Source organism: Paraburkholderia sacchari, from assembly GCF_000785435.2.
In the GTDB taxonomy this organism is placed as follows: domain Bacteria; phylum Pseudomonadota; class Gammaproteobacteria; order Burkholderiales; family Burkholderiaceae; genus Paraburkholderia; species Paraburkholderia sacchari.
This window is the reverse complement of record NZ_JTDB02000005.1, coordinates 226,626-253,298: the sequence shown is the minus strand read 5'-3', so window position 1 is coordinate 253,298 and position 26,673 is coordinate 226,626. Positions and strand designations below refer to the sequence as shown.

Genomic DNA, 26,673 nt, shown 5'->3' with positions numbered 1-26,673 from the left:
AAGCCGCTCAATGACGCCCGGCTCTGCCGGGCCCCAATCCACCATCACGCAGAACGCAGCGTATCCCCGAGCGGCAGCGCGCGAATGATCGCGCCCGTAGCGGCGGCCAGCGCGTTCGCCACCGCAGGCGCGGCCGGCGGCACGCCGGGCTCGCCAATGCCGGTAGGCGGCTCCATCGACGGCACGACATGCACCTCGACCACGGGCATGCCGCTCATGCGCAGGACCGGGTAGTCGTTGAAGTTGCCCTCCTTCACCTGCCCCTTGTCAAACGTGATGCCCGTGTGCAGGAACGAAAGGCCGAAGCCGATCCCGCCTTCCACCTGCGCCGCGACGATATCGGGATTGATCACCGTGCCGCAATCGACCGCACAGACCACGCGATCGACCGTGAACGTACCATCCTGCTGCACCGTCACTTCGGCTACCTGCGCGACATAGGTGCCGAACGCGAATTGCAGCGCAATGCCTCTGCCACGCTTCGTGCCCTGCGCGCCCGCCGCCAGCGGCGTCGACCAGCCGGCCTTTTGCGCCGCGAGATCGAGCACGCCGCGATGCCTTGGCTTGCTCGCCAGCAACGCGTGGCGGAATGCATAGGGATCCTTACCTGCCGCGCGAGCCACTTCGTCCATCATGGTTTCGCCTACGAAGGCGGCGTGCGTGTGCCCGACCGAGCGCAGCCACTGGGTCTGCACCGGTAGCTTGGGCGCGTGCTGCGTGGCCTTGAAGTTCGGGATGTCGTAGGGAATGTCGGCGGTGCCTTCGACCAGCACCGGATCGATCGAATCCGGCTTGGGCAGTTGGAGGAAGCTCTGCCCGACCACATCGTGATTCCACGACACCAGATTGCCGGCCTTGTCGATCGCGACCCGCACCTTGTGAACCGTGAGCGGCCGGTAATAGCCCGCGCGCATATCGTCTTCGCGCATCCATACGAGCTTGATGGGCGCGTCAATGCCTTGCGCGTGCGCCGCCCGCACGATGCGGCACGTCTCGCGCACATAGTCCGATTGCGGATTCGCGCGGCGGCCAAAGCTGCCGCCCGCATAGAGTTGATGAATGACGACCTGCTCGGGCTTGAGACCGAGTTCCTTCGCGGCCATTGCCTGATCGCCCGTGGCCCACTGCTCGCCGTTCCAGATCTCGCAGCGGCTGCCCTGCACATGCACGAGGCAGTTCAGCGGCTCCATGGGCGCGTGGGACAGATACGGCTGCTCATAGACGGCTTCCAGGTACTTGCCGCCCTCGGGCGCTGCGCCCAACACCGTGCCGCGCTTTTCCGCCACGACGCCGGGCTGGTCGGCCAGCGCGCGGAACTGCTTGTAGATGTCATCGGAACTCAGGGCGAACGCGTGGCTGTCGTCCCACCTGATCTGCAGCGCGTCGCGACCCTGGCGGGCGATCCAGGTGTTGCGGGCGAGCACCGCCACGCCGCCCTGCACTTCGCCGTCGCCGGGCACCTCGACCACGGCGACCACGCCCTTGATCGCCTTCGCCTTGCTCGCATCCACGTGCTGGACCTTGCCGCCCAGCCGCGGCGGATGCGCGATCACGGCCACCAGCATGCCCGGCACCTTGATGTCCTGCGTGTAAATCGCGGCACCGTTCACCTTCGCCGGCACGTCGACGCGGCGGGTTTTATCGCTGCCGATCAGCTTGAAGTCGGCGGGCTGTTTGAGCACCACCTGTGCCGGGACGCTTTCGCGCGCGGCGGCGGCAACGAACTGGCCATAGCCCGCGCGGCGGCCCGATGGCGCGTGCACGATCACGCCGTCTTCCACGCGCAGCGTGTTCGCATCGACCTTCCACGTTTTCGCGGCGGCGGCCACCAGCATCATGCGTGCGGCCGCGGCCGCTTCGCGCATCTGCTTCCATGCGCCGGCCATCGCCGTGCTGCCGCCCGTGGCCTGTATCGTCCAGCCAAACGATGCGAACATGGGGTTCGCATATTTCTTCACGTCGGCCTGCGCGGGGATGACCTTCACCTTGTCGAGCGGCACGTCGAGCTCGTCGGCGGCCAGCGTGGCCAGCCCCGTAAAGGTGCCCTGGCCCATCTCCAGATACTCGGAGACGACCGTGACCGTGCCGTCCGCATTCACGCGAATGAACGCATTCGGCTCGAACGGCAGCTTGGCGGGATCGAGCGATGCCGCCACCGCAAGGCCGCCATGAAAGCCGACTGCAAGCGTCAACGCCGACATGCCGGCGAGAAACTGGCGGCGCGTGAGCGTCGCGCGCGGTTGTGCGCCGCCCTGCGCGGCCTCATCACGAAGCATCGGATCACGCATGCTTGAGTTCCTCCGATGCATGATGAATCGCGGCGCGAATCCGCTGATAGGTCGCACAGCGGCAGATGTTGCCGCTCATCGCGTCATTGATATCGGCGTCGGTGGGATTGGGCTTGACAGCGAGCAGCGCAACAGCCGACATCACCTGGCCCGACTGGCAATAGCCGCATTGCGGCGCCTGCGCTTCGATCCACGCAGCCTGCACGGCGGCGCCGACCTTGTGTTCGTGAATCGCCTCGATGGTCGTGATGCTGCGGCCCTCCAGCGAGCCGACCGGCGTCACGCAGGCGCGCGTGGGCTGGCCGTCGAGATGCACCGTGCATGCGCCGCACAGCGCCATGCCGCAGCCGAACTTCGTGCCCGTGAGCCCGAGTTCGTCGCGCAGATACCAGAGCAAGGGCATGCCGGGATCGCCATCGAATTGATGGCGCTTTCCATTCACCACGATCTGTACCATGTTGTTCGACCTTTTCTGTTGTGAGGGTGGCGACGTCCGGCTCAGGCGCACGGACGGATAATTCGGCGAGTCTATGCACGGCGCACGCAACAGGCCATGCCAAAAAGTCTGCTTCTTTTGCCTGATCGTCTTGAAAGCATGCTGAACATGCGAACTGAATAGATGAATATGCATGCGTTCGACGCTACTCCATGCACATCACGCGCTGCGAATCGCCCTTTATATAGCAGTTATTATTTCCATCATGCAAATTTCGCATGATGCTATGTGCAATCAGCATTGGACTGCACCAGGTAAGTCGCACGAGTATCCGCCTTCGACATTTATTGCTGCCTGGCCGCACTCGGCCTTTCAAAGCGCATACAGGCATTGAAGGCGCAGCAAGAATGCTTATGACGAGGACAAGGATCGGACGAAAGTCGCGACAATTCCTTGCGATCCGGAGATAAGGAGACAATGTGAGTAGTTCTGTTAAGCGACATATCGGGCCGTTCGCGCTGATGTTCACCGGCCTCGGGTCGATCATCGGTTCGGGCTGGCTGTTCGGCGCGTGGAAGGCAGCCAAGATTGCCGGTCCCGCAGCCATTTGCGCCTGGATCATCGGCGCCGTGGTCATTCTGGCGATTGCGCTCACCTACGCCGAACTCGGCGCGATGTTCCCCGAGTCGGGCGGCATGGTCCGTTACGCGCGTTACTCGCACGGCGCGCTCGTAGGCTTTATCAGCGCCTGGGCCAACTGGATCGCCATCGTTTCGGTGATTCCGATCGAAGCCGAAGCCTCGATTCAATACATGAGCACCTGGCCCTACCCTTGGGCGCATGCGCTGTTCGTGAATGGTGAGCTAACCTATTCAGGGCTCATCCTCTCCGCGCTGCTCGTGATCGTTTACTTCATGCTCAACTACTGGGGCGTGAAGCTCTTCGCGCGCGCCAATAGCGCGATCACGATCTTCAAGTTCATCATTCCGGGTCTCACGATCGCGGGTTTGATGGCTGCCGGCTTCCACCACGAGAACTTCGGCCAGTCGACCGACTTCGCGCCTTATGGCTGGTCGGCGGTGTTCACGGCCGTGGCAACCAGCGGCATCGTGTTCGCGTTCAACGGCTTCCAGAGCCCGATCAACCTCGCCGGTGAAGCACGCAACCCTGCGAAGAGCGTGCCGTTCGCGGTGATCGGCTCGATCTTGCTGGCGCTCGTGATTTACGTGCTGCTGCAGGTTGCGTACATTGGCGCGGTTTCGCCGACGGACGTCATGAAAGGCTGGAACACGTTCAACTTCAAGTCGCCGTTCGCTGAACTCGCGATCGCGCTGAATCTGAACTGGCTCGCGATCCTGCTCTACGTGGACGCGTTCGTGAGCCCGAGCGGCACCGGCACGACTTATATGGCCACGACCTCGCGCATGATCTATGCGATGGAACGCAACAACACGATGCCGAAGATGTTCGGCAACGTGCATCCGTTCTACGGCGTGCCGCGTCAGGCAATGTGGTTCAACCTGCTCGTCTCGTTCATCTTCCTGTTCTTCTTCCGCGGCTGGAGTTCGCTCGCGGCGGTGATCTCGGTGGCGACCGTCATTTCGTACCTCACCGGCCCGATCAGCCTGATGGCGCTCCGACGCGCGGCAACCGACCTGGAGCGCCCGCTCTGCGTGCCGTTCATGAAGGTCATCGCGCCGTTCGCGTTCGTCTGCGCTTCGATGATCCTGTACTGGGCGAAGTGGCCGCTGACCGGCGAAATCATTCTGCTGATGGTCGTCGCATTGCCGGTGTACTTCTACTTCCAGGGCAAGACCGGCTTCGACGGCTGGGGCCAGGATTTGAAGGCCGCATGGTGGCTGTGCGCGTACCTTCCGGTGATGGCGGTCCTGTCGCTGATCGGGAGCAAGCAGTTCGGCGGTCTCGACTTCTTGCCCTATGGCTGGGACATGCTCGTGGTCGCGATCATCTCGCTCGGCTTTTACTACTGGGGCGTGAACTCGGGCTATCGCTCGCAGTACCTCGACGAACGCGAAAAGCTCGCTGAACTCGAAGCGCTGCCGGCAGTCTCCGAGGCCTGATAGAAGACCTCCCTCTGGCGGCCAGGGCGCGCAAGACGCGTGCACCCTGGCCGCATCGCGCATCTGGCGCCTGGGAAAATAGATAGCAGAAATGCTTCGTTGGTCGCCGCAAACGGGCTGATTACACTGCGATCCATCTTGTCATGACAAGTGGATCATGCCCAAAACGAATCTCCTCGCGCCCGCACCGCTGCCGCTCCACGCGCGCATCAAGGACACCCTGCGCACGCGCATTCTCGACGGCGCCTACGCGCCGAACAGCCGGATGCCCTCCGAACACGCGCTGTGCGCCATGTTCGGCGTGAGCCGCATTACCGTGCGCCAGGCTCTCGGCGACCTGCAGAACGAAGGCCTCGTGTTTCGATTGCACGGCAAGGGCACCTTCGTTTCGAAGCCCAAAGCATTCCAGAACGTGACCTCGCTGCAAGGCTTCGCGCAAGCGATGTCGTCGCTGGGGCATGAGATCGTCAATACGCTGCTGGCCTTTCGCATCGTCGAGGCCAATCGCTACATCGCCCAAAAACTCGCCCTTCCGGAAGGCGCGCGCGTAGCCGAAATCCACCGCGTGCGTCTGCTGGACCGCGAGCCCATCTCGCTCGAACTGACCTGGGTGCCGGAATCGCTCGGCAAGCGCCTCGCCAGCGCCGACCTTGCCACGCGCGATATTTTTCTGATCCTCGAAAACGACTGCGGCGTGCCGCTCGGCCACGCCGACGTGTCGATCGACGCCATGCTCGCCAACGACGAGATCGCTCACGCCTTGCGCGTGCAGGAAGGCACCCCGGTGCTGCGCATCGAGCGCACGACGCACGATGTGCACGGCACGCCGATCGACTTCGAATACCTCTACTTTCGCGGCGATGCGTTCCAGTACCGCTTGCGCGTCGATCGCGAGAAAGTCCCTGCCTGCGAAACTACGTAAGGAACATGCAATGAACACCGAAATACTCGAATACGACATTGTGGTGGTGGGCGGCGGCACGGCTGGGCCCATGGCCGCGATCAAGGCGAAAGAGCGCAATCCCGAACTGAAGGTGCTGCTGCTCGAAAAGGCCAACGTCAAGCGCAGCGGCGCGATTTCGATGGGCATGGACGGCCTGAACAACGCCGTGATTCCCGGCCACGCGACGCCCGAGCAATACACGCGAGAAATCACCATCGCGAACGACGGCATCGTCGATCAGGAGACCGTGTACGCCTACGCGCAGCACAGCTTCGCGACCATCGAGCAACTCGACCGCTGGGGCGTGAAGTTCGAAAAGGACGGCAACGGCGATTATGCGGTGAAGAAGGTCCATCACATGGGTGCCTATGTGCTGCCGATGCCCGAAGGCCACGACATCAAGAAAGTGCTCTACCGCCAACTCAAGCGCGCGCGCGTGGCCATCACCAACCGTATCGTGACCACGCGCGTGCTCACCGATGCGCAGGGCGCCGCGTGCGGCGTCATGGGCTTCGACTGCCGCACGGCGCAATGCGTGGTGGTGCGCGCGAAAGCCGTGATTCTGTGCTGCGGCGCGGCCGGACGCCTGGGCCTGCCCGCGTCGGGCTATCTGATGGGCACCTACGAGAATCCCACCAACGCGGGCGATGGCTATGCGATGGCGTATCACGCGGGCGCGGCGCTCACTAATCTGGAGTGCTTCCAGATCAATCCGCTCATCAAGGACTATAACGGCCCCGCCTGCGCCTACGTGACGGGGCCGCTGGGTGGCTTCACCGCGAACGGCAAGGGCGAACGCTTCATCGAATGCGATTACTGGAGCGGCCAGATGATGTGGGAGTTCTATCAGGAGCTGCAAAGCGGCAATGGCCCGGTGTTCCTGAAACTCGACCACCTGGCCGAGGAAACCATCCAGACCATCGAGCAGATCCTGCACACCAATGAGCGCCCGAGCCGTGGACGCTTTCATGCGGGACGCGGCAACGACTACCGCACGCAGATGATCGAGATGCACATTTCCGAAATCGGCTTTTGCAGCGGCCATAGCGCATCGGGCGTCTATGTGGACGCGCGCGCGCGAACCACGGTGCGCGGCCTCTACGCCGCGGGCGACATGGCCGCCGTGCCGCACAACTACATGCTTGGCGCGTTCACGTATGGCGGATTCGCGGGGCATGACGCCGCCGATTATGTGGCCGACCGCGAGCACGCGCAGCTAGATCACGCGCAAATCGACGCGGAGCGCACGCGCATTTATGCGCCGCTCGAACGCGAGCACGGCCTTGCTCCCGCACAGGTCGAATACAAGCTGCGGCGCATGGTGAACGACTATCTCCAGCCGCCCAAGGTCACGCGCAAGATGGAGATCGGCTTGCAGCGCTTCGACGAGATTGGCGAGGACATCGGCACGATCAAGGCGCATAACCCGCACGAACTCATGCGTGCCGCGGAAGTGCGCGCGATTCGCGATTGCGCGGAAATGGCCGCGCGCGCGTCGCTGTTTCGCACCGAGAGCCGCTGGGGGCTTTATCACCATCGCGTCGACTATCCGCAGCGTGACGACGCCAACTGGTTCTGCCATACCGATCTGCGCAAGGACGCCAGCGGCCGCATGACCTGCGAGAAGCGCGCCGTCGCGCCCTATGTCGTACCGGTCGACGCCGCCGATCTTGGCGTATACAGCCGCATGCGCATCCAGCGCGAGCGCGAAACCGAACCCGAACCGGCGGAAGCACTTTAATCCCCGCTTTTAACCCCGCTTTGAGCCCCGCTTTGAGCCCCGCTTTGGGCTCCATCACGAACGAACGCAGCGAGGAAAACATCATGAGTTACACGCCCCACGAAATCTTCCAGCGCAGCAGCGCGCCGGTCACGATCGACGAATCGCGCTGCATCGCCGACAAAGGCTGCACGGTATGCGTCGACGTATGCCCACTGGATCTGCTCGCCATCGACATGGCGAAGGGCAAGGCCTATATGCAATTCGACGAATGCTGGTACTGCATGCCCTGCGAGCGCGACTGCCCCACCGGCGCGGTGAAGGTCGAGATTCCGTATCTGCTGCGGTAGCAGCGGCGCGACTCCATTCGAACTCTGCCGCTCTCATTCGTTTCGGATTCCATATCGAAAAACAGCCATGACCGACTCTATTCAAATGCATGCGATGCCGCCCGAAGCGGCCGGCGCGCTCACCCGTCTCGCTGCCGCCGACGCCGCCGTGCGCCGCATCGCCGTGCTCGATCTCGCCGATCTGGAGGATAGTTCGCTGGTTGCGCCGCTTATCGCGGCGCTGCGCGACGACCCCTCACCCGAGGTTCGGCGCGAAGCCGCGTTCGTGCTTGCATCGTGGGAACAGGAAGACGTGGTGGAAGCGCTCTGCGCCACGCTGCTGGACGCCGACACGGGCGTGCGCGAAGCGGCCCAGCAAGCGCTCGCCGAACTCAAGGAGCCAGGCTCTGCGCGGGTGTTGCGCCGCTGGGCGGCGCGGCCCGAACCGTTCGCGCGGCGCGCGGCGTTGCGCGGCCTGCGCGAACTGCGCGACGCAGCGGCCTTCGAACCCGCACTCGCCGCGCTTGCCGACGCCGATGCCGACGTGCGCCTCGAAGCCGTTGCGGTGCTGGGCTGGCTCAAGGACCGGCGCGCTGTGGCTCCGCTTGCGGCGCTCGCCACCGCCGACGCGCATGGCGCAGTGCGGCGTGCTGCCGTGGGAGCGCTCGGCTTCGCTGCGGTGAACGAGACCGATGCGGGCGCAGCGCTGCTGAACGCGCTCGCCGATGCCGACTGGCAAGTCCGCGAAGAAGCCGCAACCACGCTGGGAAAACTGCGCCTGCCCGCGGCCCGCGACGCGCTCATCCACGCGCTCGACGACGATTACTGGCAGGTGCGCCTGCGCGCGGCGCGCGCGTTGGGGCGCGTCGGCGATGCACACGCAGCGCCCGCCGTGAGCGCGCTGCTTGCGCATCCGATCAGCAATCTGCGCAAGGAAGCCGCGCTTGCGCTAAGCGAACTGCCCTCGGCAACGAGTCTTGCGCCATTGCAAGCGGCACTCGACGACCGCGACCCGGAAGTACGCAAGGCCGTGCGGATCGCATTGCAACAACTCGCGGGGCGGCTCGGAGGCGGTGCGCCATGAACGTGCCCATCGAAATGCGTTACGAAACCGGCGCGCTCGTCCTCGTATGGCCGGGCGGCCTGCATCAGCGCCTCCCGCTCGCGAGCCTGCGGCGCGCATGTCCCTGCGCGGGCTGCCGCCGCGAACGCATGGATGAGAATGTGAGCGACTTCTCCGGAGACATCGCGCATGACAATCTCACGCTAACCGCCATTGCTCCAATGGGCTATGGCGTCCAACTCGCCTTCAGCGACGACCACGACCGCGGAATATTCCCGTGGGCATGGCTCGAACGCTTCGCTGCGCCCGCTCACGCGGTCGCGCCGGACCACACATCGACCCCAACGACGCGCACCGGAACGGGCGTTAGCGCGGCGCCCTCGCACGGTCCTTCGATGCAGTGACCGTTCTCGAAAGCAAACAGCGCGCTGTGATGGGCGCACATCAGCACTTTCGATCGGTACGTGCAGACCTCGCCCGGCTCGAAATCGAGCCGCACCGAGAAATGCGGGCAGCGATTGACGTAGGCCCACACCGATGCGCCGCGCCGCACGACGACAACCGCACCATCGCCTGGCGAGCCGTCCACGACGCGTGCGCCACCGTCCGGCACGTCGTCGACGCAGCATAGAAAGCGCCCGCTCATCGCTCAAACCCTCTGCTCAGGATTGCCAACATTCCAGTCCCACGGCCGGATCTCGACGCGCTCGAAAACGCCCGCCAACGAGTACGGATCGTCGCGCACGAAGCGCATCACGTCGTCGTAGCCTTCGGCCTCGACCACGAGCAGCGTGCCGTTGTGCCCATCGCAACGCGGCGCGAACGTCGATCCGCCAAGCCTCACGAATACACCGTGCTGCGGCGCCGAGCGCAGATAGGTGCGATGCACCGCACGGATGCGGTCGCGCACTTCGCGCATGCCTGGCTTGTCGGTGGCGAATACCGCGTAGTAGCGCGTCAACGGTCTCATGCGCGCTCCAGCACGAAGTCGTAGCAGGCCTCGCGAAAGCCGCCCTCGAAGCCGAACTGCCGGGCTTTCGCGTCATCGGCCGCGCGCTCGCTATAGTCAACCTGCAGCGACGGCTTCACGCCGAATACGGCGTCCGAGTCGAGATACGGGTCATGCTGGTTGAACAGATGCGTCACGAGCGTGCTGTGACCGGGCGCCGTGATCATGAAGTGCAGATGCGCGGGCCGCCACGGGTGCCGCCCCGTCGCCGCAAGCATGCGGCCCACCGGGCCGTCGCTCGGAATCGGGTAACACACAGGCACGATGGTGCGAATCGCGTAGCGGCCCTCGGCGTCGGTACGATAGCGGCCGCGCAGATTGCCGTGCGGCTGCTCGGTGTCCTGCCCCGAATACATGCCGTTTTCAGCGGTTTGCCACACGTCGAGCAGCGCGTTCGCCACGGGCTCGCCTTCAGTCGTCAGCACGCGGCCGTGCACGAGCGCGGGCACGCCCGGCGTGAACGCCATGTTCTCGCCGTAGGTGCGCTCGGGCATGCCTTCGATATAGAACGGGCCGAACACGGTGGTGTCGGTCGCGCCCGTCGCGAAGCGGTGGTTGATCGCGTCGACCAGCATCGACACACCCAGCGTGTCGGACAGCAGAATGAATTCCTGGCGCACGACGCCATCGCATATCTGGCCCGTCTCGGTCAGAAAGCGGATGGCCGCGAACCACTCCGTCTCGGTCAGTTCCACTTCGCTCACGAAAGCGTGCAGATGCCGCACGAGACTTTGCATCAGCGTGCGCAGGCGCGCGTCGGGCGTGTTCGCGAAGCGCGCCACGACCTGTTCCGTCAAGGCCTGCTCGGCCTCGGTTCCCTGCATCGACATGGTTGTCTCCTTTCGTTTTCTCGCGCTCCGCTCGCACAGCCGTGTCCGGCTGGTCCGGCTATTGCGGCGCTGCACCTTCCCATGCGCGCTGCAGCAACGCGCGAATCGCCTCGCGCTCCAGCGCGCGTGGGTTCGGATACGCATTAGTACACGCCAGATCGGCCGCTTCGTCGAGGCCCGTTTCGGGCATGCCGATGTCCTTGAGCGCCGTCGCAATACCCAGCGACGCGTTCAGTTCATGGATCCGAGGCCCCGCCTGCGCCGCATGCTCCGCGCCCAGCGCGCGTGCCACGCGTTCGAGCGCGCGTGGCGCGGCCGCGTGGTTGTAGTGCGCCGTATGCGGCAGCATGATTGCATGCGTTTGCGCGTGCGGAAGGTTGAACGTGCCGCCCAGCGTGTGGCAAAGCTTGTGATGCAGCGCCATGCCCACCGCGCCGAGGCAACTGCCCGCGAGCCATGCACCGTAGAGCGCGCGGCTGCGCATCGCCGCATCGTCTGGACGCTGCACGACGGCCGGCAGCGACTCGCCCAGGGCGCGAATCGATTCTTCGGCCATCAAACTAATCACGGGGTTGGCATCTTCCGCGTAGAGCGCTTCGACCGCATGCGCCATCGCATTGATGCCCGAGGCCGCCGAAATGCCCGCGGGCAGCGACACAGTGAGCGACGGATCGTAGATCACCGTGCGCGGCAGCACGCGAAAATCGCGACCGGTCTTCTTCAGGCGCCCTTCGGTGAGGCCATAGATCGGCGTCATCTCCGAGCCCGCATAGGTGGTGGGCACCGCGACGATAGGCAGCGACGATTCGAGCGCAATGGCCTTGCCGAGGCCTATGGTCGAACCGCCGCCCACCGCCACGCAGCATTGCGCGTCGAGCGCCGCCGCCTTTTCGCAGGCGGCCCGCGCGACCTCCACGGGCACGTGCATGACCGCCTCGGCGTGAATGCCCGCGGCGCGATCGCCAAGCAAACGGGCGACTTCCTCGGCAAGCGGACGCTGTTCGGGTGTCGAGAGAATCAGCGCGCGGCGCGCGCCGAGACGGTCCACTTCCTCGGGCAGTCGCGCAAGGTTGCCCCAGCCGAATACCACGCGCGACGGCAAACCTTGATAGACGAAGCGATCCATACGTACCTCAGCGCTTGAAGTGCGGCGGCACCTGGGCGTCCACGTTGACCCACACCGAGCGGGCCTCCGTGTAGTCGTGCATCGCCTCGAAGCCCATCTCGCGCCCGTAACCCGACTGACCGACGCCGCCGAACGGGCTGCCCGGGTTTACGCGCTTGTAGCAATTAATCCAGCACATGCCGGCGTTAATCTTACCCGCGATGCTGTGCGCTCGCGAAAGATCGCGCGTCCACAGGCCGCTGCCGAGGCCGTAGTCGGTGCCGTTGGCAATGGCCAGCGCCTCTTCGTCGGACTTGAAACGCAGCACGGTCACGAACGGGCCGAAGACCTCTTCTTGGGCAATGCGATCTTTCGGCGTCTTCGCCTCGATCACCGTGGGGCGCACGTAGTAGCCGCTGGCGAGCGCCGGGTCCTGCGGTGCGCTGCCGCCCGTGAGCACGCGCCCGCCCTGCTCGCGCGCCAGGTCCACATAAGCCTTCACGCGCTCCAGATGCTGCAGCGACGTGAGCGGACCCATCTCCGTTTCGGGATCCAAAGGATTTCCCACGCGAATCGACGAAGCGAGGTCGACGAAGCGTTCGAGAAACTGATCGGCAATGCGCTCATGCAGCACGAGACGCGAGCCCGCGATGCAGGCCTGCCCCTGGTTGTGGAAGATCGCCCAGGCGGCGCCGTTGATGGCGGCGTCGAGATTGGCGTCGTCGAACACAATGTTCGCGCCCTTGCCGCCCAGTTCGAGCTGCACGCGCTTCAAGTTGCCCTGCGAGGCCTCGACAATGCGCCGCCCCGTTGCCGTCGATCCCGTGAATGCGATCTTGCCCACGCCGGGATGCTCAGCAAGCCGTTGTCCGGCCGTGTGGCCATAGCCCGGCACGATGTTGACCACGCCTGCCGGGAAGCCCACTTCCGCCATCAGCTCGACAATGCGCAGCGTGGAGAGCGGCGTGATTTCCGAAGGCTTCAGCACGACCGTATTGCCGGCCGCGAGCGCCGGACCCATCTTCCAGCTCGTGAACATCAGCGGGAAATTCCACGGCACGATCTGACCGACCACGCCAATGGGCGCGCGCTGCACGTAGTTGAGAAAACCCGTTTCGACTGGAATCACCGAGCCTTGCAGCTTGTCGGCCATGCCGCCGAAGTAGCGGAAGCACCCCGCCGTGCGCGGCACGTCGAGCGCGCGCGAGTCGCGAATCGGGTGGCCCGTGTCGAGCGATTCGAGTTGCGCGAGTTCTTCGGCGTTCGCCTCGATGGCGTCGGCCAGACGCAGCAGCAGGCGGCCGCGCTCGGCGGCGGGCAGCGCCGCCCACTTCGGGAACGCGCGCGTGGCGGCGGCCACGGCCAGATCGACATCGGCGGCGGTGGCTGCGGCGATCTTCGTGATCAGCGAGCCGTCGTGCGGATTGAGCACGTCGATGGTGCCGCCTTCAACGGCGTCAACGAAGCGGCCGTCGATGAACAATTGCGTCTGCATGATTAAATCCTTGATTGATGCTTTGGCATGCTGAATAGCTGCAACACTCGTGCGCAACTCGCGCACAATGCGTTCAGAACTCGACCGGATACGGCTTAAGATCGCCGCGCTCGTAACGCTTGGGCAAGTCGGCCGTGGCGTTCTCCCACACGAGCAGCATCGAGCGCTTGGTCGAGTAGCCCTGGTGGCGAATGTCGGCGGGCATCGCGCAGATATCGCCAGCGCGCATCGTGATGCGTGCGCGCGGCGCGCCCGTGTTCTTGTCGCCGATGTCCCAGACGATTTCGTCCGAGAGCTGCAGGAACCATTCGACGCGGTCGTTGCCGTGGAAAACCGGCAGGATGTACTCCTCGGTGGTCGGGCAGAACAGGCTCTGGCCGCACACCGATGTCACGGAAGGATTCCACGTGACGTCCGAACGCGAGAGGTACTTGAAGAGGTTGAACGCGTGCAGTTCGCCTTCGAAACCGGGCTCGACGTGCACTTCGGGGTTGTCCTGGGGAACATCGGCGAAAGCACGGTTCACGGGCAGGTCGTCGCGCAGCGGGGAATCGCCTTCGAGGCCCGGCATACGGCGCGTGGCGATGCGGGTGCGCTCGATGGCGGCGTCGTTTTCGCCGTGCTTGCGGCCGAACGCGGTGCCGGTTTCCTCGGGCGCGGCGAACGGGTCGAAACCTTCGTTGGTCCAGTCGTGCAGGATCGCCTTGAAGGTCGCCATGATGGTGGGCGTCTCGAAGGTCTCGATATAGTCCACGCCGGCTTCCTTCATGATGCCGTTGAACGAACCCGCGTACACGTCCACCTTGCCGTAGTGGTTGCGCGTGCCGAACACGTGGTCGAAATTCACCCAGCCGTAGAAGAAGCCCCAGGCCACGTCGCGCATCATGGCGCGCAGGAAGGCATCTGCGGGAATGGCGTGGGTGCGGGTCTGCCCTTTCGCCGGCCACAGCACTTTGACGAAATATTCGTCGCGCGTGAATTCAAAGGCGCCAAGCTTGAAGCGGCAATAGCCGGTCACGGCGTCGGGCTCGCTCGCGCATACGGTGTCGGCGGCAAAGCTTGCGGTGTGAGCGTGGTTCTCGAGGCTGGCCATGTCTGTGTCTCCTGGGGATGATCGGTTCGTGTGTGCGGGTTCAGTGCAGGCAGATATCCGCCCACTTCTGCACGGAGAGCGCGCCGACCATGGTCTGCACCAGCGCCACGCCATTCTTCTGCGCGCTGAAGCGATACGCGCAGCCGGCCGGCAGCAGGGCCTGGTGGCCACGGCGCAGCACCACATGGCCCATCTTGCGGCCCGCCGGCTCGTCGCCTGCCGCGACCGTCCCCGTGCCGTCCTCCGGCGGGTTATCGAGCTTGATGAAGTCGATGCGCATCTCGCCGTCCATCAGGATTGCGAACTCATCGTGAGCGCAGGCGAACCAGCGCGATTGACCTTCCGTGCGCAGCACCTCGATCACATATTCGAGGTTCTTGCCGACCACGACCTTCTCGTAAGGCGCCGACTGCGCGGCAACTTCGAAGACGTTCGAGAAAACATAGTGGCGGGCGTCGCCGCTCGTGATTTCGATCTCGCCTTTGCGGTATTGCTCGAGCGAGCCGAAGACGGTGTGGAATGACGTATCGGTCATGGCTGTCTCCTGTTTCGTGTTTTGGAAGGTGTCGTTGCAGTCAACTTTAGGAGCGCTGCGCACAGACCACAACCGGCGCCCGGGCGACTACGGCATTCGCGTTTCGCAAATAATCGCGAATGCGGCTAGCGCACCCAGCCGCGCTCCAGAAGCGGCACGTCCCACGCGGGCTCGGGGCCCAGATACTCGGCCAGAAATTCCACCAGCGCCTTCACCTTGAGCGCCTGGCGCTGAGTAGAGGGATAAACGGCCGCAAAGCTCAGCGAAGAAAGGTGGTAATCGGTGAGGATCGGCACCAACGAGCCCTCGAGCAGCGCGGCGCTTGCCACAAGCGTAGGCAGGCACACGACTCCGCCTCCCGTAAGCGCGTAATCGCGCAGCAAATGCACCGAATTCGAGCGAATCATGCCGGGCAACTCCAGCTCCACGACTTCATCGCCACGTGTCATCGTCCAGCGGTTGCGCGACGGATAGCCCGAATAAAGCGCCGTGGTGTGCTGCAGCAATTCACGCGGATGCTGAGGCGCGCCGTGCTCCGCCACATAGGCAGGCGTGGCAACAAAGAGCCGCCGCACCGTAAAAAGCCGCCGCTCGATCAGCGATTCGGAAATGGGCGGAAAGATCTGAAACGCAACATCGAAGCCTTCTTCGATCGGGTCGACCACCCGGTCGTTGACGATCACATCGAGCTGGATGCCCGGATAGCGCCGATTGAACTCGGCAAGCGGCGCACCAAAATGACCCAGCGCGAAACCCGGCAGTATCTGGATGCGCAGCCGCCCCGTGGGCGTGGCGCGCAGTTCGCGCATCTGGTCGGTCAGCTCGTTCACACGCCCCACCACCTCCGCGCATTCGCGATAAAACGCCTCTCCGACTTCGGAGAGGCGCACATGCCGCGTGCTGCGATGAAAGAGCGGCGCGTTGACGAACTTTTCCAGTTGCTGGATGCGGTTCGTCACCACCGAACTGGTCACGCCGATCTGCCGGGCCGCTTCCGCAAAACTACTCGTTTCCGCGACGCGTACAAACGCTTCGATACTCAGGAATCGGTCCATGCTCCTCTCTTCTTTTATGGATTCGGGCCATCCAAGTATAGGGCCGGCTCCATTGCAGCGCGGCGCAGCCTGGCCGGCGCCGTTTCCTTGAGCAGCAGGCTCACCAGCACACCCAGAACGACAGCACCAATGGGCAGCCACAAGATGTTCTGGATACCGAAATGTGCCGCCACGAAACCGGCCAGCGCGGGCGCCACGCCGCCGCCGAAGATTTCGCCCGCGCCCACCACGAGACCGATCGAGGTCGAGACCATGCCGAGCGGCGCGGCCTCGGTGGCAATCGGCCCGGAGAGCAGCGAAACGAGGCCCAGCGTAAAGAACGACGCTGCGAACAGCACTGCGAAGAGTTCCAGCGGTTGCGCGCCAAGGCCGCGAAACACGATCAGCATAACTGCCGTGCCTACGAAGCCAATGATGCTGGCGAGGCGCCGGCCCAGCAGATCGGAGAGCCCCGGCAGGCCGAACTGTCCGACGAAACCGCCAAAGCCGATGGCCGACGCCACCACGCCCATGTGCTGCGTGTCTAGCTTGAGGTACTGCGTGAGGTAGAGCGGCAACATCGCGCCGAGCACGAACACTCCCGTCATCGCGCAGAAAAGCGCCACCATCGCTACGGGAATGTTGCGGCTGCGGATCACGTCGCGCCAATTGCCACGTTCGGGCCCGCCAGCCTCAGACGTCGCGGCCGCCTTCGGTTCGCGAATCACGCGGTACATCAGCAGGCCAAGAATGAGCCCCGGCACCGAGACGAGTGCGAACACCCAGCGCCAGCTCATCACGCCCAGCAACTGCGTGGCGATGATCGGCGAGAGCGCGAGCCCGAACAAGGCGAAACCGCTTTGCTGCAGCCCGAGATTGAAGCCGCGGCGCTTGGGGTGCGAGGCATCGGCGGTGGCCGCGAAGCTCGTCGGGCAGAACGAGCCTTCGGCCACGCCCATCAGCGCGCGCACGGCCAGCAGGCTCACGAAGCTGCCCGCAAGGCCGGAAAAGCCCGAAAGCAGCGAGAACGCGATGATCGCCGGAATCAGCACCTTGCGGCGGCCCACCTTGTCGGACATGCCGCCCATGACCGCCGCGAACACGCCCCACGAAAGGCCGAGTATGCCGATGCAGTTGCCCACGTCCTGGGCGTTCAGGTTCAGGTCCAGCATGATCGACGGGAACAGCGGCGCGATCAGCCAGCGGTCGAGGCCCACGAGGCCGAAGCCTAGCGCCAGCAATGTCACGGCCTTGCGCTCGTAAGCCGTGTCCCATGTGTTTGGTTTCATCTCTGTCTCCTTGGGCCGGCCGGTGCCGCGCCATCAGTCATGTTCGAAAGCGGTGGCCGACGCCAGGTGTGCCCGAGGTGTGCCCGAGGTGTGCCATTACCCGGACGCCATCGGCATCGACGTCCCAAAGATAATCGCAAGCACCCCGTAATCAGTACCGGATAAGGCCCGAATACGTCATTCGCGAATCGCAAACAATCGGGCGCACCCAGCCGCCAGGCAAGGCAGCCGGGGCGCCGTGAGCGGAGCGCGCGGCCCGTGCGGGCACGGCGCGCCCACCCCAGGACAACTACGGGTAGACGTCCGCTTGCGCGCCTGGCGGTGGGCGGTCAGCGCATGAGATGAACCAGCCCGAGCGCCACGCCCGGCACGAGAATGACCACCACGAGCGCGACGATATTCGCGCAGAGAAACGGCACGGTGCCGCGAAAAATTGTGCGAATCGACAATTCCGGCAGCATGGTTTTCACCATGAACACGTTCATGCCCACGGGCGGATGAATCATGCCGATTTCCATCATCATCGCCACATAAATGCCGAACCAGATCATGTTCGCGCCAAGCGGCTGCACCACCGCCGCGAACACGGGAATCGTGAGCAGCATCATCGCCAGCGCTTCCATGAGCGAGCCGAGCACGATGTAGATGCAGGTGATGACCGCGATCACGCCAATGAGCGGCAAATGCAGCGCGTGAATCCAGGCGACCAGCGTGGCGGTGAGGCCCGAGAGCGTGATGAAGTTGGCGAACACCATGCCGCCGAAGGCAATGGCGAAGATCATCGCGGTGGTCTTGCCCGCCTCCACGAGCGACTCGAACAAGAGCGGCCAGCTCAGCTTGCGGCGCAGCCCTGCGAATACGAGCGCGCCGGTCGCGCCCACGCTCGACGCCTCCGTGGCCGTGAAAATGCCGCCATATAGCCCGCCCACCACGATCAGGAACAGCGCGAGCACGCCCCAGATCTTGCCGAGTTTGGCAAAGCGCGTAGGCCAGTCCACGCGCTCGCCGCGCGGGCCTTTGGCGGGATCGCGCCGCACCGTCCACCAGATCGAGAGCAGGAACAGCGAGCCCAGCAACAACCCCGGGCCGATCCCCGCGATAAACAGCTTGCCGATATCCTGATCGGTCAGGACACCGTATATAAGCAAGGGGAAGCTCGGCGGAATCAACGCGCCCAGCGTGCCGCCCGAACTCACGCAGCCCGCGGCGAGGCTGTCCGCGTAACGGTGGCGGCGCATGGGCGGCATCGCCACCTTGGTCATGGTGGCCGCCGTGGCGATCGAGCTGCCCGACATCGAGGCGAAGCCGGCGCAGGCCAGCACCGTGGCGTGCGCGAGGCCGCCCTTGAAGTGGCCGATCCACGCGTTGGCCGCGTCGTAAAGCTCCTCGGCCAGATCGGCCTTGTAGATGAACGTGCCCATCAGGATGAACATCGGCAGCACGGAGAGATTCTCGTTGGCCGCGAGGTCGGCGATCGTCATGCCGGCCATTGCAAGCGCGGGCTCCCAGCCGCGAATCAGCGCGAAGGCGCCCACGCCGATGCCGAGCATCGCAAAGCCGAGCGGCACGCCCACGAACGCGAACAGAAGAACGGCGGCGAAGCCTGAAAGTGCGAGTGTCATGGCGTTTCCTTGCGGCCGAGCGCGGCGAAGTGATCGACGGTGAGCGCGAGCAGCACGATCAGCGTGACGCCTGAAAGCGCGCTCATGTAGTAGCTGAGCGGCGCGAGCGGCCATTCCAGCACGGTCGTGGTGATGCGGTTGCGCGCGAGGTCGGCGCCATCGCTTGCGAGCTGCCAGGTCATGATGCCGACCGCAATCAAGCTCACGAGCAGCACGAACAGGTGTTGCAGCCAGCCGCCGAAGCGTCCGAAACGCCCGTGCAGCAGATTGACCGTGATGTGCTGCTGGCTCAGCGTGACGAGCGGAAACGCCGAGAAAATGAGGATCGCCATGGCAAAGCGCACGATCTCGGACGCACCGCGAATGGGCGCGGAGAACCAGTACCGCATGAACACGTCGCAGAACGTGAGGCCCATGATCGAGAGCAGCACGAGCGCAACGAGTGCGCCGAGTACGCGCTTCAGCCAGCGCGTGGCAAGCCCCTCGCGTGCGTCCGTGGCAATCGCGTCGCAAGGATGCAATGCATCGGAAGGTTGACTGACGCTCATCTTGCCTCCTGCTTTGCTTCATTGCGGTAATAGGCGAGCGCGGCTGCGCCGTCCACGTGCAGTTGATCCGCGCGGGCGATCCATTGCGCGTCCATGGGCAGTGCCAGCGCGCGAAGCGCGTCGACAAAATCCGGCGACGGCGAGATCAGTTTGAGCCCGTTCGCGACGGCCTCCTTGCGCGCAAGCGCATTGGACGCGTCGATCACGGCCATGCGGCGCGCGAACGCCTCGCCCGAAAGCGTGGTGATGGCCGCGCGGTCGGCCGGCGAGATCGACGCCCACACCTGCCGGTTCACGAACAGCGAAAAACTTGGCGCGGTGATGCCGCCCGGGACGGTCGTTTCGTAGCGCGCGTAGCGGACCACGTTAAAGCGCGCGGCGTCCATCTCGGGGATGCCGACAAAGCCGTCCACGGTGCCGCCCGCCACCAGCTCGCTCATTTTCGCGGCTGGGGTGGCGACCACGCCCGCGCCGCCGCGATCCATCAGCGTCGAGGCAACCCCTGGCAGTGCCCAGTATTTCACGCCATGGATCGCCTGAAGCGACGTGACGGGCCGCTTGAGGCTGTAGATTTCGCCCGCCGGAAACACCACGAGCGCGAGCAGATGCACGTCGCGATACTCGCCGGCCTGCTCGAAGTACTTTTCGTAGGTCCGCCAGAGCGCCACCGACATGCCCTCGGCGGACGAGGAGCCGAGCGGCAGATGCGCGAGCTGCACGAGGCTTGCCTTGTTCTGGATGAGACCGTTGAAAATATAGGCGCCATCCACGATGCGCTTGCGCACGACGTCCCACTGCTGTTGCGGCGAGCCGATGCTGGTTGGCGGAAAAACGATCTTCACGCGCCCCTGGGTCACGCGCTCGACGTCCTCGGCCCACGGCCTCATGACCTCGACGTTGAAGATATGCTGTGGCGGTAAAAAGGCGTTGACGACCAGCGTCGTGGCGGCATGCGCCATGGCCGGTAGCGCCACCGCCAACGCCACGAGATGGGCTGCAATGAGGCGATACATGATGTCTCCTGCATGTACGAATAGTTTTTACCTGCTTTACCGCTGAGTGGGGCGGAGCCCCTTCCTGCCGCTTTCCGCCGCTTTTCGAAGCTACCAGTCGCCGAGCAGAATGCCGCCCTTCTCGGACACTTCCGTCCAGCGCTCGACGAAGCGCGCGGGCGCGGTCTGCCGCAAGGTCCGGTGGCGCAGCCAGTCGAACAAGCGCTCGTGCATTTCGGCGCGCACGCCTGCGTGCTGCGCATCGCGGCCCAGATCGTTCAGTTCGTCGGGGTCTGTCGCAAGATCGAACAGTTGCGGTGCGAAGCCGTCGTAATGGATGTATTTCCAGCGGCCGTCGAACACCATGAAGCAGCGGCAGCCGTCGAGGCCGCGCCCCAGCAGCGTGCGCGTGCGCGAACGGAACGAATAGTCGAACTCGCTGAAAACTGCATCGCGCCACGTCACGCCGGTTGCGCCATGCAGCAGCGGCTGCAGCGAGCGCCCTTCGACGATATGGCCAGGAATCTCCACGCCCGCCGCATCGAGGAAGGTGGGCAGCAAGTCGATCGCCTCGACAAGCCGCCGCTCGACCGTTCCGCGCGTGGCTTCGGCCTCGGGGCGCGGATCGACGACGATGAGCGGCACCCGCGACGATGCATCGTGAAATAGCTCCTTCTCGCCGAGCCAGTGATCGCCCAGGTAATCGCCATGGTCGCTTGTGAACACGATCATGGTGTCCTGGTCGCGGCCGGTTTCGCGCAGGAACGCGAACAGGCGGCCGAGGTGGTCGTCGATCTGCTTCACGAGCCCCATGTAGGTGGGAATGACCGTCTCGCGCACCTCCTCGCGCGCGAAGCTCACGCTCTCGTCGTGCTGCATGAACGCGCCGAACACCGGATGCGGCTGCTCGCGCTCGTCCAGCGTGCGCGTGGCGGGCTTCACGTCCTCGGGGCCGTACATATCGTTGTAGGGCGCGGGCGCCATGTACGGCCAATGCGGCTTGATCAGACTCAGGTGCAAGCACCAGGGCGCGTCGCCCTGCTCGCGGATGAACGCCATCGCCCGGTCGATCATGTACGGCGTTTCCGAGTGCTCCTCGTTCACGCGCGCCGGCTTTGACGCATGACGCATCTTCCAGCCGCTCAGAATCTCGCCGTCCTCTCCTTGCGCAGAATTTGCATAGTCATGCCAGGGATTGTCGCCTTCGTAGCCTTTGCTGCGCAGATAATCGCAGTACGGCGTTTCAACGCGAGCACCGAAGAGGCCGGGGTGAATGCCGTCGTCGCGATCGAACGGCTCGAAGCCGCACTCTTCCACCAGCACCGCGCCCGGCGATTCATGGGTCATGCCGAGGCGCTGCATGCCGGCCTTGTCGGCGACCATATGCGTCTTGCCCGCCAGCGCGACACGCATGCCGCGCGTGCGCAGATAATCGCCGAGCGTCAGCTCGCCAACGGGCAGCGGCACGAAATTCCAGTAAGCGCGATGACTCGCCACGTAGCGGCCCGTGTAATACGACATGCGCGACGGCCCGCACACCGGGCTTTGCACGTACGCGCGCTCGAAGCGCACGCCGCGCCGCGCGAGCGCATCGATATGGGGCGTTTGCAGCGTCGGGTGGCCGTAGCAGGACAGGTAGTCCCAGCGCAACTGATCGCACATCACGAACAGGATGTTCTTGACTGTCTCCATCGCTTGTCTCCGCTTGTCTCCTTGAGTTGAGGCAAGCGTAGAACAGCCCCGATGCGCAACCCAGCAATTTCTGAGAAGATTTCACTCAGTGAAACGCAACGGATTCAGTCATGTGGTCCCCGAAAGTCAAGACTATCGACGCCCTCGAACGAGGACTCGTCACGCTCAAGACCCTGCAGGAATTGCGGGCCGCAAGCCTGCACGACCTGCATCTGCACACCGGCATTCCGAAAGCCACGCTGCTGCGCATTCTTCTGACGTTAGAACGGCAGGGGCTGATCTGGCAGCGGCTGGCCGACGGGCTGTTTCGCCCGAGCTATACGTTGCAGGCGCGCGCGCGGCGCATCGATAGCGTGGATCATCTGATCGAATGCGCAGCGCCGGAACTGGACCAGTTGCAGAGCCGCATTCTCTGGCCTTCGGATCTCGCTGTGCGGCGCGGCACGACGATGGCGCTGTGCGAGTCGAACCGCACGCGCTCGTACTTTCTCGTCAACCGGGACAAACTCGGATACGAGATCAATATATTGCGGTCGGCGGTCGGACGCGCGTATCTGGCGTTTTGCCCCGATGAAGAGCGCGAGTCGCTGCTCGAAGCATTGCGTTCAGGCCAGCGTCCAGGCGACGAGCGCGCGCACGACGGGCGTTATGTCCGGCAGTTGATCAATGAAACGCGGCGGCGTGGGTATGGATCGCGCGAGCGCAATTTTGGCGGTTCGTATAACCAGTCGCGAGCGCAGTACAACGATGGTTTGTCTGCGCTTGCCGTGCCGATCGAAGCACCCGATGGTTCGATTGCTGGCTGCGTCAATATCGTTTGGTTCGAGCGCCTTTTCAAGGTCGAGGACATGGCCGCTCGCCATCTGGATGATCTTCGGGCCACCGCCGCGCGGATCGGGGCGCGCTTGAGTCTCGAGTAGGCGGGTTCTGGCGGCTTTCTGGTGTTTCGCGGGCGTGGTGTTGTGCGAAATATCCCCTGGTTCAAAGCTTGGCCTGGCACAACGACATCATGCGCTGCACCATGGTCGACGCCTCGTTGAGCTCCATTTCATTCGTAAAAAGCACCGAGACGCTGGAAAGCCGCACGGCAATGCCCGCGCCAAGCAGGTCGCGGCTTGCAATCTTGATTGCTAGCTGCCCAAGGCGAACGCGATCGAGCCAATGCATCGTCAGGCCGCCTTTTTGCAGCCATTCGCGGCAGCACGAAACGACGTGATCGACGCGCCATTCCTGCGTCAACGCGTAAGACGCCGCGGCAATGGCCACAAGGTAGCAAAGCAGGTCCGGGCGGGCGCTGCTCGCTTCGACGAATTCCGTTTTCACTGGCTTGCTGTCCCTGTTTTCAGACATGGATTCCATACCTATGGCCGGACCCTGCCAAAAACAAGCATTCTGCATCGAAATGGCTCGCACCGGAGCATCGACTCGCCAACATTTCATCACGCGAAAAATTGGCGTAAACAAAATGCAATAAAAAATACGCCGCATGCCCATTGAATTAAATCCCATTAACGAGCGCGGAAAATACCCCACGTCCGGCGGCATCGTTGTCCTGGCTTCGCCTTCGGCCCTGGTACGCCAATTGCTCATGCGCCCCGTCACCGCCCAGATCAACTAAAGGAAGAAAAAGCCGTCAATTAAAACCGGTGACACGAATATTTAGAAACATGAGTCATTGCCGCTGATTTCGCCAAGCAACATGCATCGCGCATAGTCCAGCCGCAACCGGCAAGCCACGCCTCTCGACGATATTCGAGTTCGTTGTATCAGGAGTTTTTTCATGAACAAGAACAATAAGCATCTTTGCGCGCTGCTCTCGACCGCCATTTTCGCCACGTCCGCCGCCACGCTCGCGCCTGACGCGCAGGCGCAGCAATACACCACCGACTGGCTCGCCAACACCTACGGCACCCTCGCGGCACACGTGGGCAACGGCGCGCGCTCGATGTGGGTCGCGCCCGAAGGCGTGATCTACACGGCGTCGTTCTGGGACGAGAACGAAGGCGGCATGGCCATCTATCAGAACGGCAAGAGCATCGGCTCGATCGGCCTGCATAACGAATTCCAGGGCGGCGCGATCACCGGCAACGCCACCTCGATCTTCGCGGCCATGCAGGCCGGCACCGCCTTTGGCAGCGGCACGGTCGGCCGCTACAACCGCGCGAGCGGCCAGCGCGAACTCACCATCACCGTGAGCACATGGAAATCGGTCAGCCGCGCCGATGTCATCACAGGCCTCGCCACGCAGAACACGCTGCTCTACGCCAGCGATTTCCCCGGCAACCGCGTGCGCGTTTTCACGACCGATGGCGCATGGCAGCGCGATATCTCCATCGCAAGCCCGGGCGCGCTCGCGCTCGACAGCGCTGGCAACGTCTGGGTCGCGCAGATGAGCGCGGGAACGATCGTGGAATTCAGCCCCACGGGCGCGCAATTGCAGACGATCCAGATGCCTGCGGGCGCGCGCCCTTCCGCGCTCTACTTCGATGCATCCACAGGATTGCTGATGGTCGGCGACCAAGGCCCCGACATGAACATCAAGCTCTACAGCCTCGCGGGCACGCCCACGCTCGCGGGCACCTTCGGCGTGACGAGCGGCTACCTGGACGCCACGACCGGCACCAAGGGCCAGGTGGGCGCGAAGCGCTTCACACGCATCACCGGTATTGGCAAGGACACGGCCGGCAACCTCTACGTACTCAACAATCCGTGGGGCGGCGCGTGGGACCTCGGCCGCAACGGCGGCACCGACATTCACGCCTACGATCCCAACAGCAATCTGCTCTGGAAGCTCCAGGCGCTGAACTTCGAGGGCGTGGCCGCGCCCGATCCGGCCACCGACGCCGCACTGTTCTACAACGGCACGGCGATCTTCACGGGCACGGCGGGCGGCACCTTCGTCGCCAACACGGTGGATCCCTTCACCTACCCGAGCGACCCGCGCCTGAACATGAACGATACGCAACGCGACGAGCACTTCGGCCAGCTTGCCTCGGTGGGCGGCAACCGCATTCTCGTGGCGTCGGGGCAGAACCCCGCGATCTTCTACTTCTTCCACTTCAATCCCGCGAGCGGCTACATTGCGATTCCCGACGGCTCATTGCCTGGCACGCTGTTCAACACCACGATCTCCGTCACGGGGGGCTTCTGCATCGACAGCAAGGGCGACGTATGGGCCGGGCTCGACCGCACGAACCACATCTATCACTATCCGCTCACCGGTTTCGACGGCACCGGCAAACCTTCATGGGGGCCCGCCATCACCATTTCGACGCCCATGAGCGCGCGGCCGATCACACGCATCGTCTATCAGCCGGAAAGCGACACGATGATTCTCGCCCAAGGGCTGGCCGGAAACTGGGACTGGACCGCCATGAACGGCCATATCGAGGTGTATCACGGCTGGGGTGCGGGCAATCGCACGCCGGGACCGGTCATCAACCTCACCAGCGCCAATCCCAAGTCGATGGCGGCGGCGGGTAATTATCTGTTCGTCGGCTATGTGCATACCGTGCCGAATATCGACGTGTTCGATCTCACGACGGGCCAGCAGGTCACCACGCTGATCAATGCGAATCCAGGCGCCATGGATGGGGGCAACGACGTGGATTCGATGTATGGCGTGCGCGCATATTTGACTTCGACTGGCCAATACGTAATTACGAAGGACAATTACAACGGCAGCAGTGTCGTGGTGCATCGCTGGACGCCTTGAAACGCTTGGCGGCCATACGCGCGCGAGCGGCGCGGCTTGCCTCATGGTCCGCGTGGACGTGCGAGAATCCTGCGCATACGTCCTCCACTCCACCGGAAACGCCATGAAACAAGCGCTGCAAATCGATTTTGTCTCCGATATCGCCTGCCCCTGGTGCGCGATCGGCCTTTCCTCGCTGCTCCAGGCGCTGAAAAATCTGGGCGACGCCGTCGACGCCACGCTCGCCATCCATCCGTTCGAGCTGAATCCGGACATGGGGCCGGACGGCGAAACCATCGTCGATTATCTCGGCAAGAAATACGGCCGCACGCCGGAGCAGATCGCGCAAACGCAGGAAGCGATTCGCGAGCGCGGCGCGAGCGTGGGCTTCACGTTCGGGCCGCGCACGCGCATCTTCAACACCTTCGACGCGCATCGCCTGCTGCATTGGGCCAGCCTCAAGGGCAAGCAGTTGCCGCTCAAGCTCGCGCTGCTGCGTGCCTATCACGGCGAAGGCAAGGACACGAGCGACCACGACATGCTGGTTCAAGCCGCGCAATCGGTGGGACTGGATGCCGAAGAGTCGCGCACCGTGCTACAAAGCGGCGCCTATGCCGACGAAGTGCGCGCGGAAGAACAACACGCGCAGGCCATGGGCATTCAGTCGGTGCCGGCCATCATCCTCAACCAGAAGTATCTGGTGAGCGGCGGGCAACCCGTCGAGACATTCGAGAATGCCATCAAGCAAGTTCTAGCCGAGGGCTGAAGCCCCCTCGCCGCGCGGGCCGCGCGGAGGTCTTGCGCCTGCATCGCGCGGGGCTCATCAACGACGAGATGCTGCATACGATCGAGCGCGACCTCGATCTCGAAGAGGT

At 64.0% G+C, this 26,673-nt stretch carries 25 protein-coding genes; 9 read left to right on the top strand and 16 right to left on the bottom strand.

Annotated features, from left to right (window positions below):
• Positions 1 to 44: 44 nt before the first annotated feature.
• Positions 45 to 2,288, bottom strand: a complete 2,244-nt coding sequence (locus tag NH14_RS19600) for a xanthine dehydrogenase family protein molybdopterin-binding subunit (protein ID WP_035524620.1) — start codon at positions 2,286 to 2,288, stop codon at positions 45 to 47.
• Complete coding sequence (locus NH14_RS19595) at positions 2,281 to 2,745, bottom strand: (2Fe-2S)-binding protein (protein ID WP_035525027.1); 465 nt, start codon at positions 2,743 to 2,745, stop codon at positions 2,281 to 2,283. The genes NH14_RS19600 and NH14_RS19595 overlap by 8 nt, the downstream gene beginning before the upstream one ends.
• Positions 2,746 to 3,203: 458 nt before the next feature.
• Between NH14_RS19595 and NH14_RS19590 the strand changes: the two genes are divergently transcribed.
• The 6 genes from NH14_RS19590 (at position 3,204) to NH14_RS19565 (ending at position 9,264) form a co-directional block, all read left to right on the top strand.
• Positions 3,204 to 4,805: an APC family permease gene (locus NH14_RS19590; RefSeq protein WP_035524617.1), complete on the top strand. Its 1,602-nt coding sequence runs from the start codon at positions 3,204 to 3,206 to the stop codon at positions 4,803 to 4,805.
• 157 nt (positions 4,806 to 4,962) lie between these two features.
• Positions 4,963 to 5,727 carry a GntR family transcriptional regulator gene (locus tag NH14_RS19585; protein ID WP_035524614.1) on the top strand — a complete coding sequence of 255 codons (765 nt, stop codon included), beginning with the start codon at positions 4,963 to 4,965 and terminating at the stop codon, positions 5,725 to 5,727.
• A gap of 10 nt (positions 5,728 to 5,737) precedes the next feature.
• The gene (locus NH14_RS19580) at positions 5,738 to 7,489 is read left to right on the top strand and encodes a fumarate reductase/succinate dehydrogenase flavoprotein subunit (protein WP_035524611.1); all 1,752 of its coding nucleotides are present in this window, start codon (positions 5,738 to 5,740) and stop codon (positions 7,487 to 7,489) included.
• 83 nt (positions 7,490 to 7,572) lie between these two features.
• Positions 7,573 to 7,818 carry a 4Fe-4S dicluster domain-containing protein gene (locus tag NH14_RS19575; RefSeq protein WP_035525024.1) on the top strand — a complete coding sequence of 82 codons (246 nt, stop codon included), beginning with the start codon at positions 7,573 to 7,575 and terminating at the stop codon, positions 7,816 to 7,818.
• A gap of 67 nt (positions 7,819 to 7,885) precedes the next feature.
• Positions 7,886 to 8,881 (top strand): HEAT repeat domain-containing protein, encoded by a 996-nt coding sequence (locus NH14_RS19570; RefSeq protein ID WP_035524608.1) that lies wholly within the window; start codon positions 7,886 to 7,888, stop codon positions 8,879 to 8,881.
• Positions 8,878 to 9,264, top strand: coding sequence for a DUF971 domain-containing protein (locus tag NH14_RS19565; RefSeq protein ID WP_084225272.1), 387 nt, complete (start codon positions 8,878 to 8,880; stop codon positions 9,262 to 9,264). Before NH14_RS19570 ends, NH14_RS19565 begins: the two co-directional genes overlap by 4 nt.
• On the opposite strand, the gene NH14_RS19560 is transcribed toward NH14_RS19565, so the two are convergent.
• The 13 genes from NH14_RS19560 to NH14_RS19500 form a co-directional block, all read right to left on the bottom strand.
• Positions 9,171 to 9,506, bottom strand: a complete 336-nt coding sequence (locus NH14_RS19560; protein WP_084225270.1) for a Rieske (2Fe-2S) protein — start codon at positions 9,504 to 9,506, stop codon at positions 9,171 to 9,173. The genes NH14_RS19565 and NH14_RS19560 overlap by 94 nt on opposite strands.
• A 3-nt stretch (positions 9,507 to 9,509) precedes the next feature.
• Positions 9,510 to 9,821 carry a YciI family protein gene (locus NH14_RS19555; RefSeq protein ID WP_035525019.1) on the bottom strand — a complete coding sequence of 104 codons (312 nt, stop codon included), beginning with the start codon at positions 9,819 to 9,821 and terminating at the stop codon, positions 9,510 to 9,512.
• A gap of 5 nt (positions 9,822 to 9,826) precedes the next feature.
• Positions 9,827 to 10,699, bottom strand: a complete 873-nt coding sequence (locus tag NH14_RS19550) for an intradiol ring-cleavage dioxygenase (RefSeq protein ID WP_035524605.1) — start codon at positions 10,697 to 10,699, stop codon at positions 9,827 to 9,829.
• 58 nt (positions 10,700 to 10,757) lie between these two features.
• Positions 10,758 to 11,825, bottom strand: a complete 1,068-nt coding sequence (locus NH14_RS19545) for a maleylacetate reductase (protein WP_035524601.1) — start codon at positions 11,823 to 11,825, stop codon at positions 10,758 to 10,760.
• A gap of 7 nt (positions 11,826 to 11,832) precedes the next feature.
• A complete protein-coding gene (locus NH14_RS19540; RefSeq protein ID WP_035524599.1) occupies positions 11,833 to 13,299 on the bottom strand; it encodes an aldehyde dehydrogenase family protein in 1,467 nt (488 codons plus the stop codon).
• Positions 13,300 to 13,372: 73 nt separating this feature from the next.
• Positions 13,373 to 14,392, bottom strand: coding sequence for a hydroxyquinol 1,2-dioxygenase (locus tag NH14_RS19535; RefSeq protein ID WP_035524597.1), 1,020 nt, complete (start codon positions 14,390 to 14,392; stop codon positions 13,373 to 13,375).
• Between the two features lie 40 nt (positions 14,393 to 14,432).
• Complete coding sequence (locus NH14_RS19530) at positions 14,433 to 14,927, bottom strand: cupin domain-containing protein (RefSeq protein WP_035524595.1); 495 nt, start codon at positions 14,925 to 14,927, stop codon at positions 14,433 to 14,435.
• A 125-nt stretch (positions 14,928 to 15,052) separates the two neighbouring features.
• The gene (locus tag NH14_RS19525; RefSeq protein ID WP_035524593.1) at positions 15,053 to 15,982 is read right to left on the bottom strand and encodes a LysR family transcriptional regulator; all 930 of its coding nucleotides are present in this window, start codon (positions 15,980 to 15,982) and stop codon (positions 15,053 to 15,055) included.
• A gap of 14 nt (positions 15,983 to 15,996) precedes the next feature.
• Entirely contained in the window at positions 15,997 to 17,250 is a 1,254-nt protein-coding gene (locus tag NH14_RS19520; RefSeq protein WP_035524590.1) for an MFS transporter, read from the bottom strand.
• A 329-nt stretch (positions 17,251 to 17,579) separates the two neighbouring features.
• On the bottom strand, positions 17,580 to 18,872 hold the full coding sequence (locus tag NH14_RS19515) for a TRAP transporter large permease (protein WP_035524587.1): 1,293 nt from the start codon (positions 18,870 to 18,872) through the stop codon (positions 17,580 to 17,582).
• Positions 18,869 to 19,420, bottom strand: a complete 552-nt coding sequence (locus NH14_RS19510; protein WP_035524584.1) for a TRAP transporter small permease — start codon at positions 19,418 to 19,420, stop codon at positions 18,869 to 18,871. Before NH14_RS19510 ends, NH14_RS19515 begins: the two co-directional genes overlap by 4 nt.
• Positions 19,417 to 20,433, bottom strand: a complete 1,017-nt coding sequence (gene dctP / locus NH14_RS19505) for a TRAP transporter substrate-binding protein DctP (protein WP_152617105.1) — start codon at positions 20,431 to 20,433, stop codon at positions 19,417 to 19,419. The genes NH14_RS19510 and dctP overlap by 4 nt, the downstream gene beginning before the upstream one ends.
• A gap of 90 nt (positions 20,434 to 20,523) precedes the next feature.
• Positions 20,524 to 22,104, bottom strand: a complete 1,581-nt coding sequence (locus NH14_RS19500; protein ID WP_052147924.1) for an alkaline phosphatase family protein — start codon at positions 22,102 to 22,104, stop codon at positions 20,524 to 20,526.
• 110 nt (positions 22,105 to 22,214) lie between these two features.
• Here NH14_RS19500 and NH14_RS19495 point away from each other — a divergent pair, with 110 nt between their 5' ends.
• Positions 22,215 to 23,024, top strand: coding sequence for an IclR family transcriptional regulator domain-containing protein (locus NH14_RS19495; protein ID WP_035524582.1), 810 nt, complete (start codon positions 22,215 to 22,217; stop codon positions 23,022 to 23,024).
• A 61-nt stretch (positions 23,025 to 23,085) separates the two neighbouring features.
• On the opposite strand, the gene NH14_RS34020 is transcribed toward NH14_RS19495, so the two are convergent.
• Entirely contained in the window at positions 23,086 to 23,454 is a 369-nt protein-coding gene (locus NH14_RS34020) for a hypothetical protein (protein WP_035524580.1), read from the bottom strand.
• 430 nt (positions 23,455 to 23,884) lie between these two features.
• On the opposite strand from NH14_RS34020, the gene NH14_RS19485 reads away from it, so the two are divergent.
• Together NH14_RS19485 and NH14_RS19480 are read left to right on the top strand one after the other, a co-directional pair.
• On the top strand, positions 23,885 to 25,819 hold the full coding sequence (locus NH14_RS19485; RefSeq protein ID WP_035524579.1) for an SMP-30/gluconolactonase/LRE family protein: 1,935 nt from the start codon (positions 23,885 to 23,887) through the stop codon (positions 25,817 to 25,819).
• Positions 25,820 to 25,922: 103 nt separating this feature from the next.
• Entirely contained in the window at positions 25,923 to 26,564 is a 642-nt protein-coding gene (locus NH14_RS19480) for a DsbA family oxidoreductase (RefSeq protein WP_035524575.1), read from the top strand.
• Positions 26,565 to 26,673: the final 109 nt, after the last annotated feature.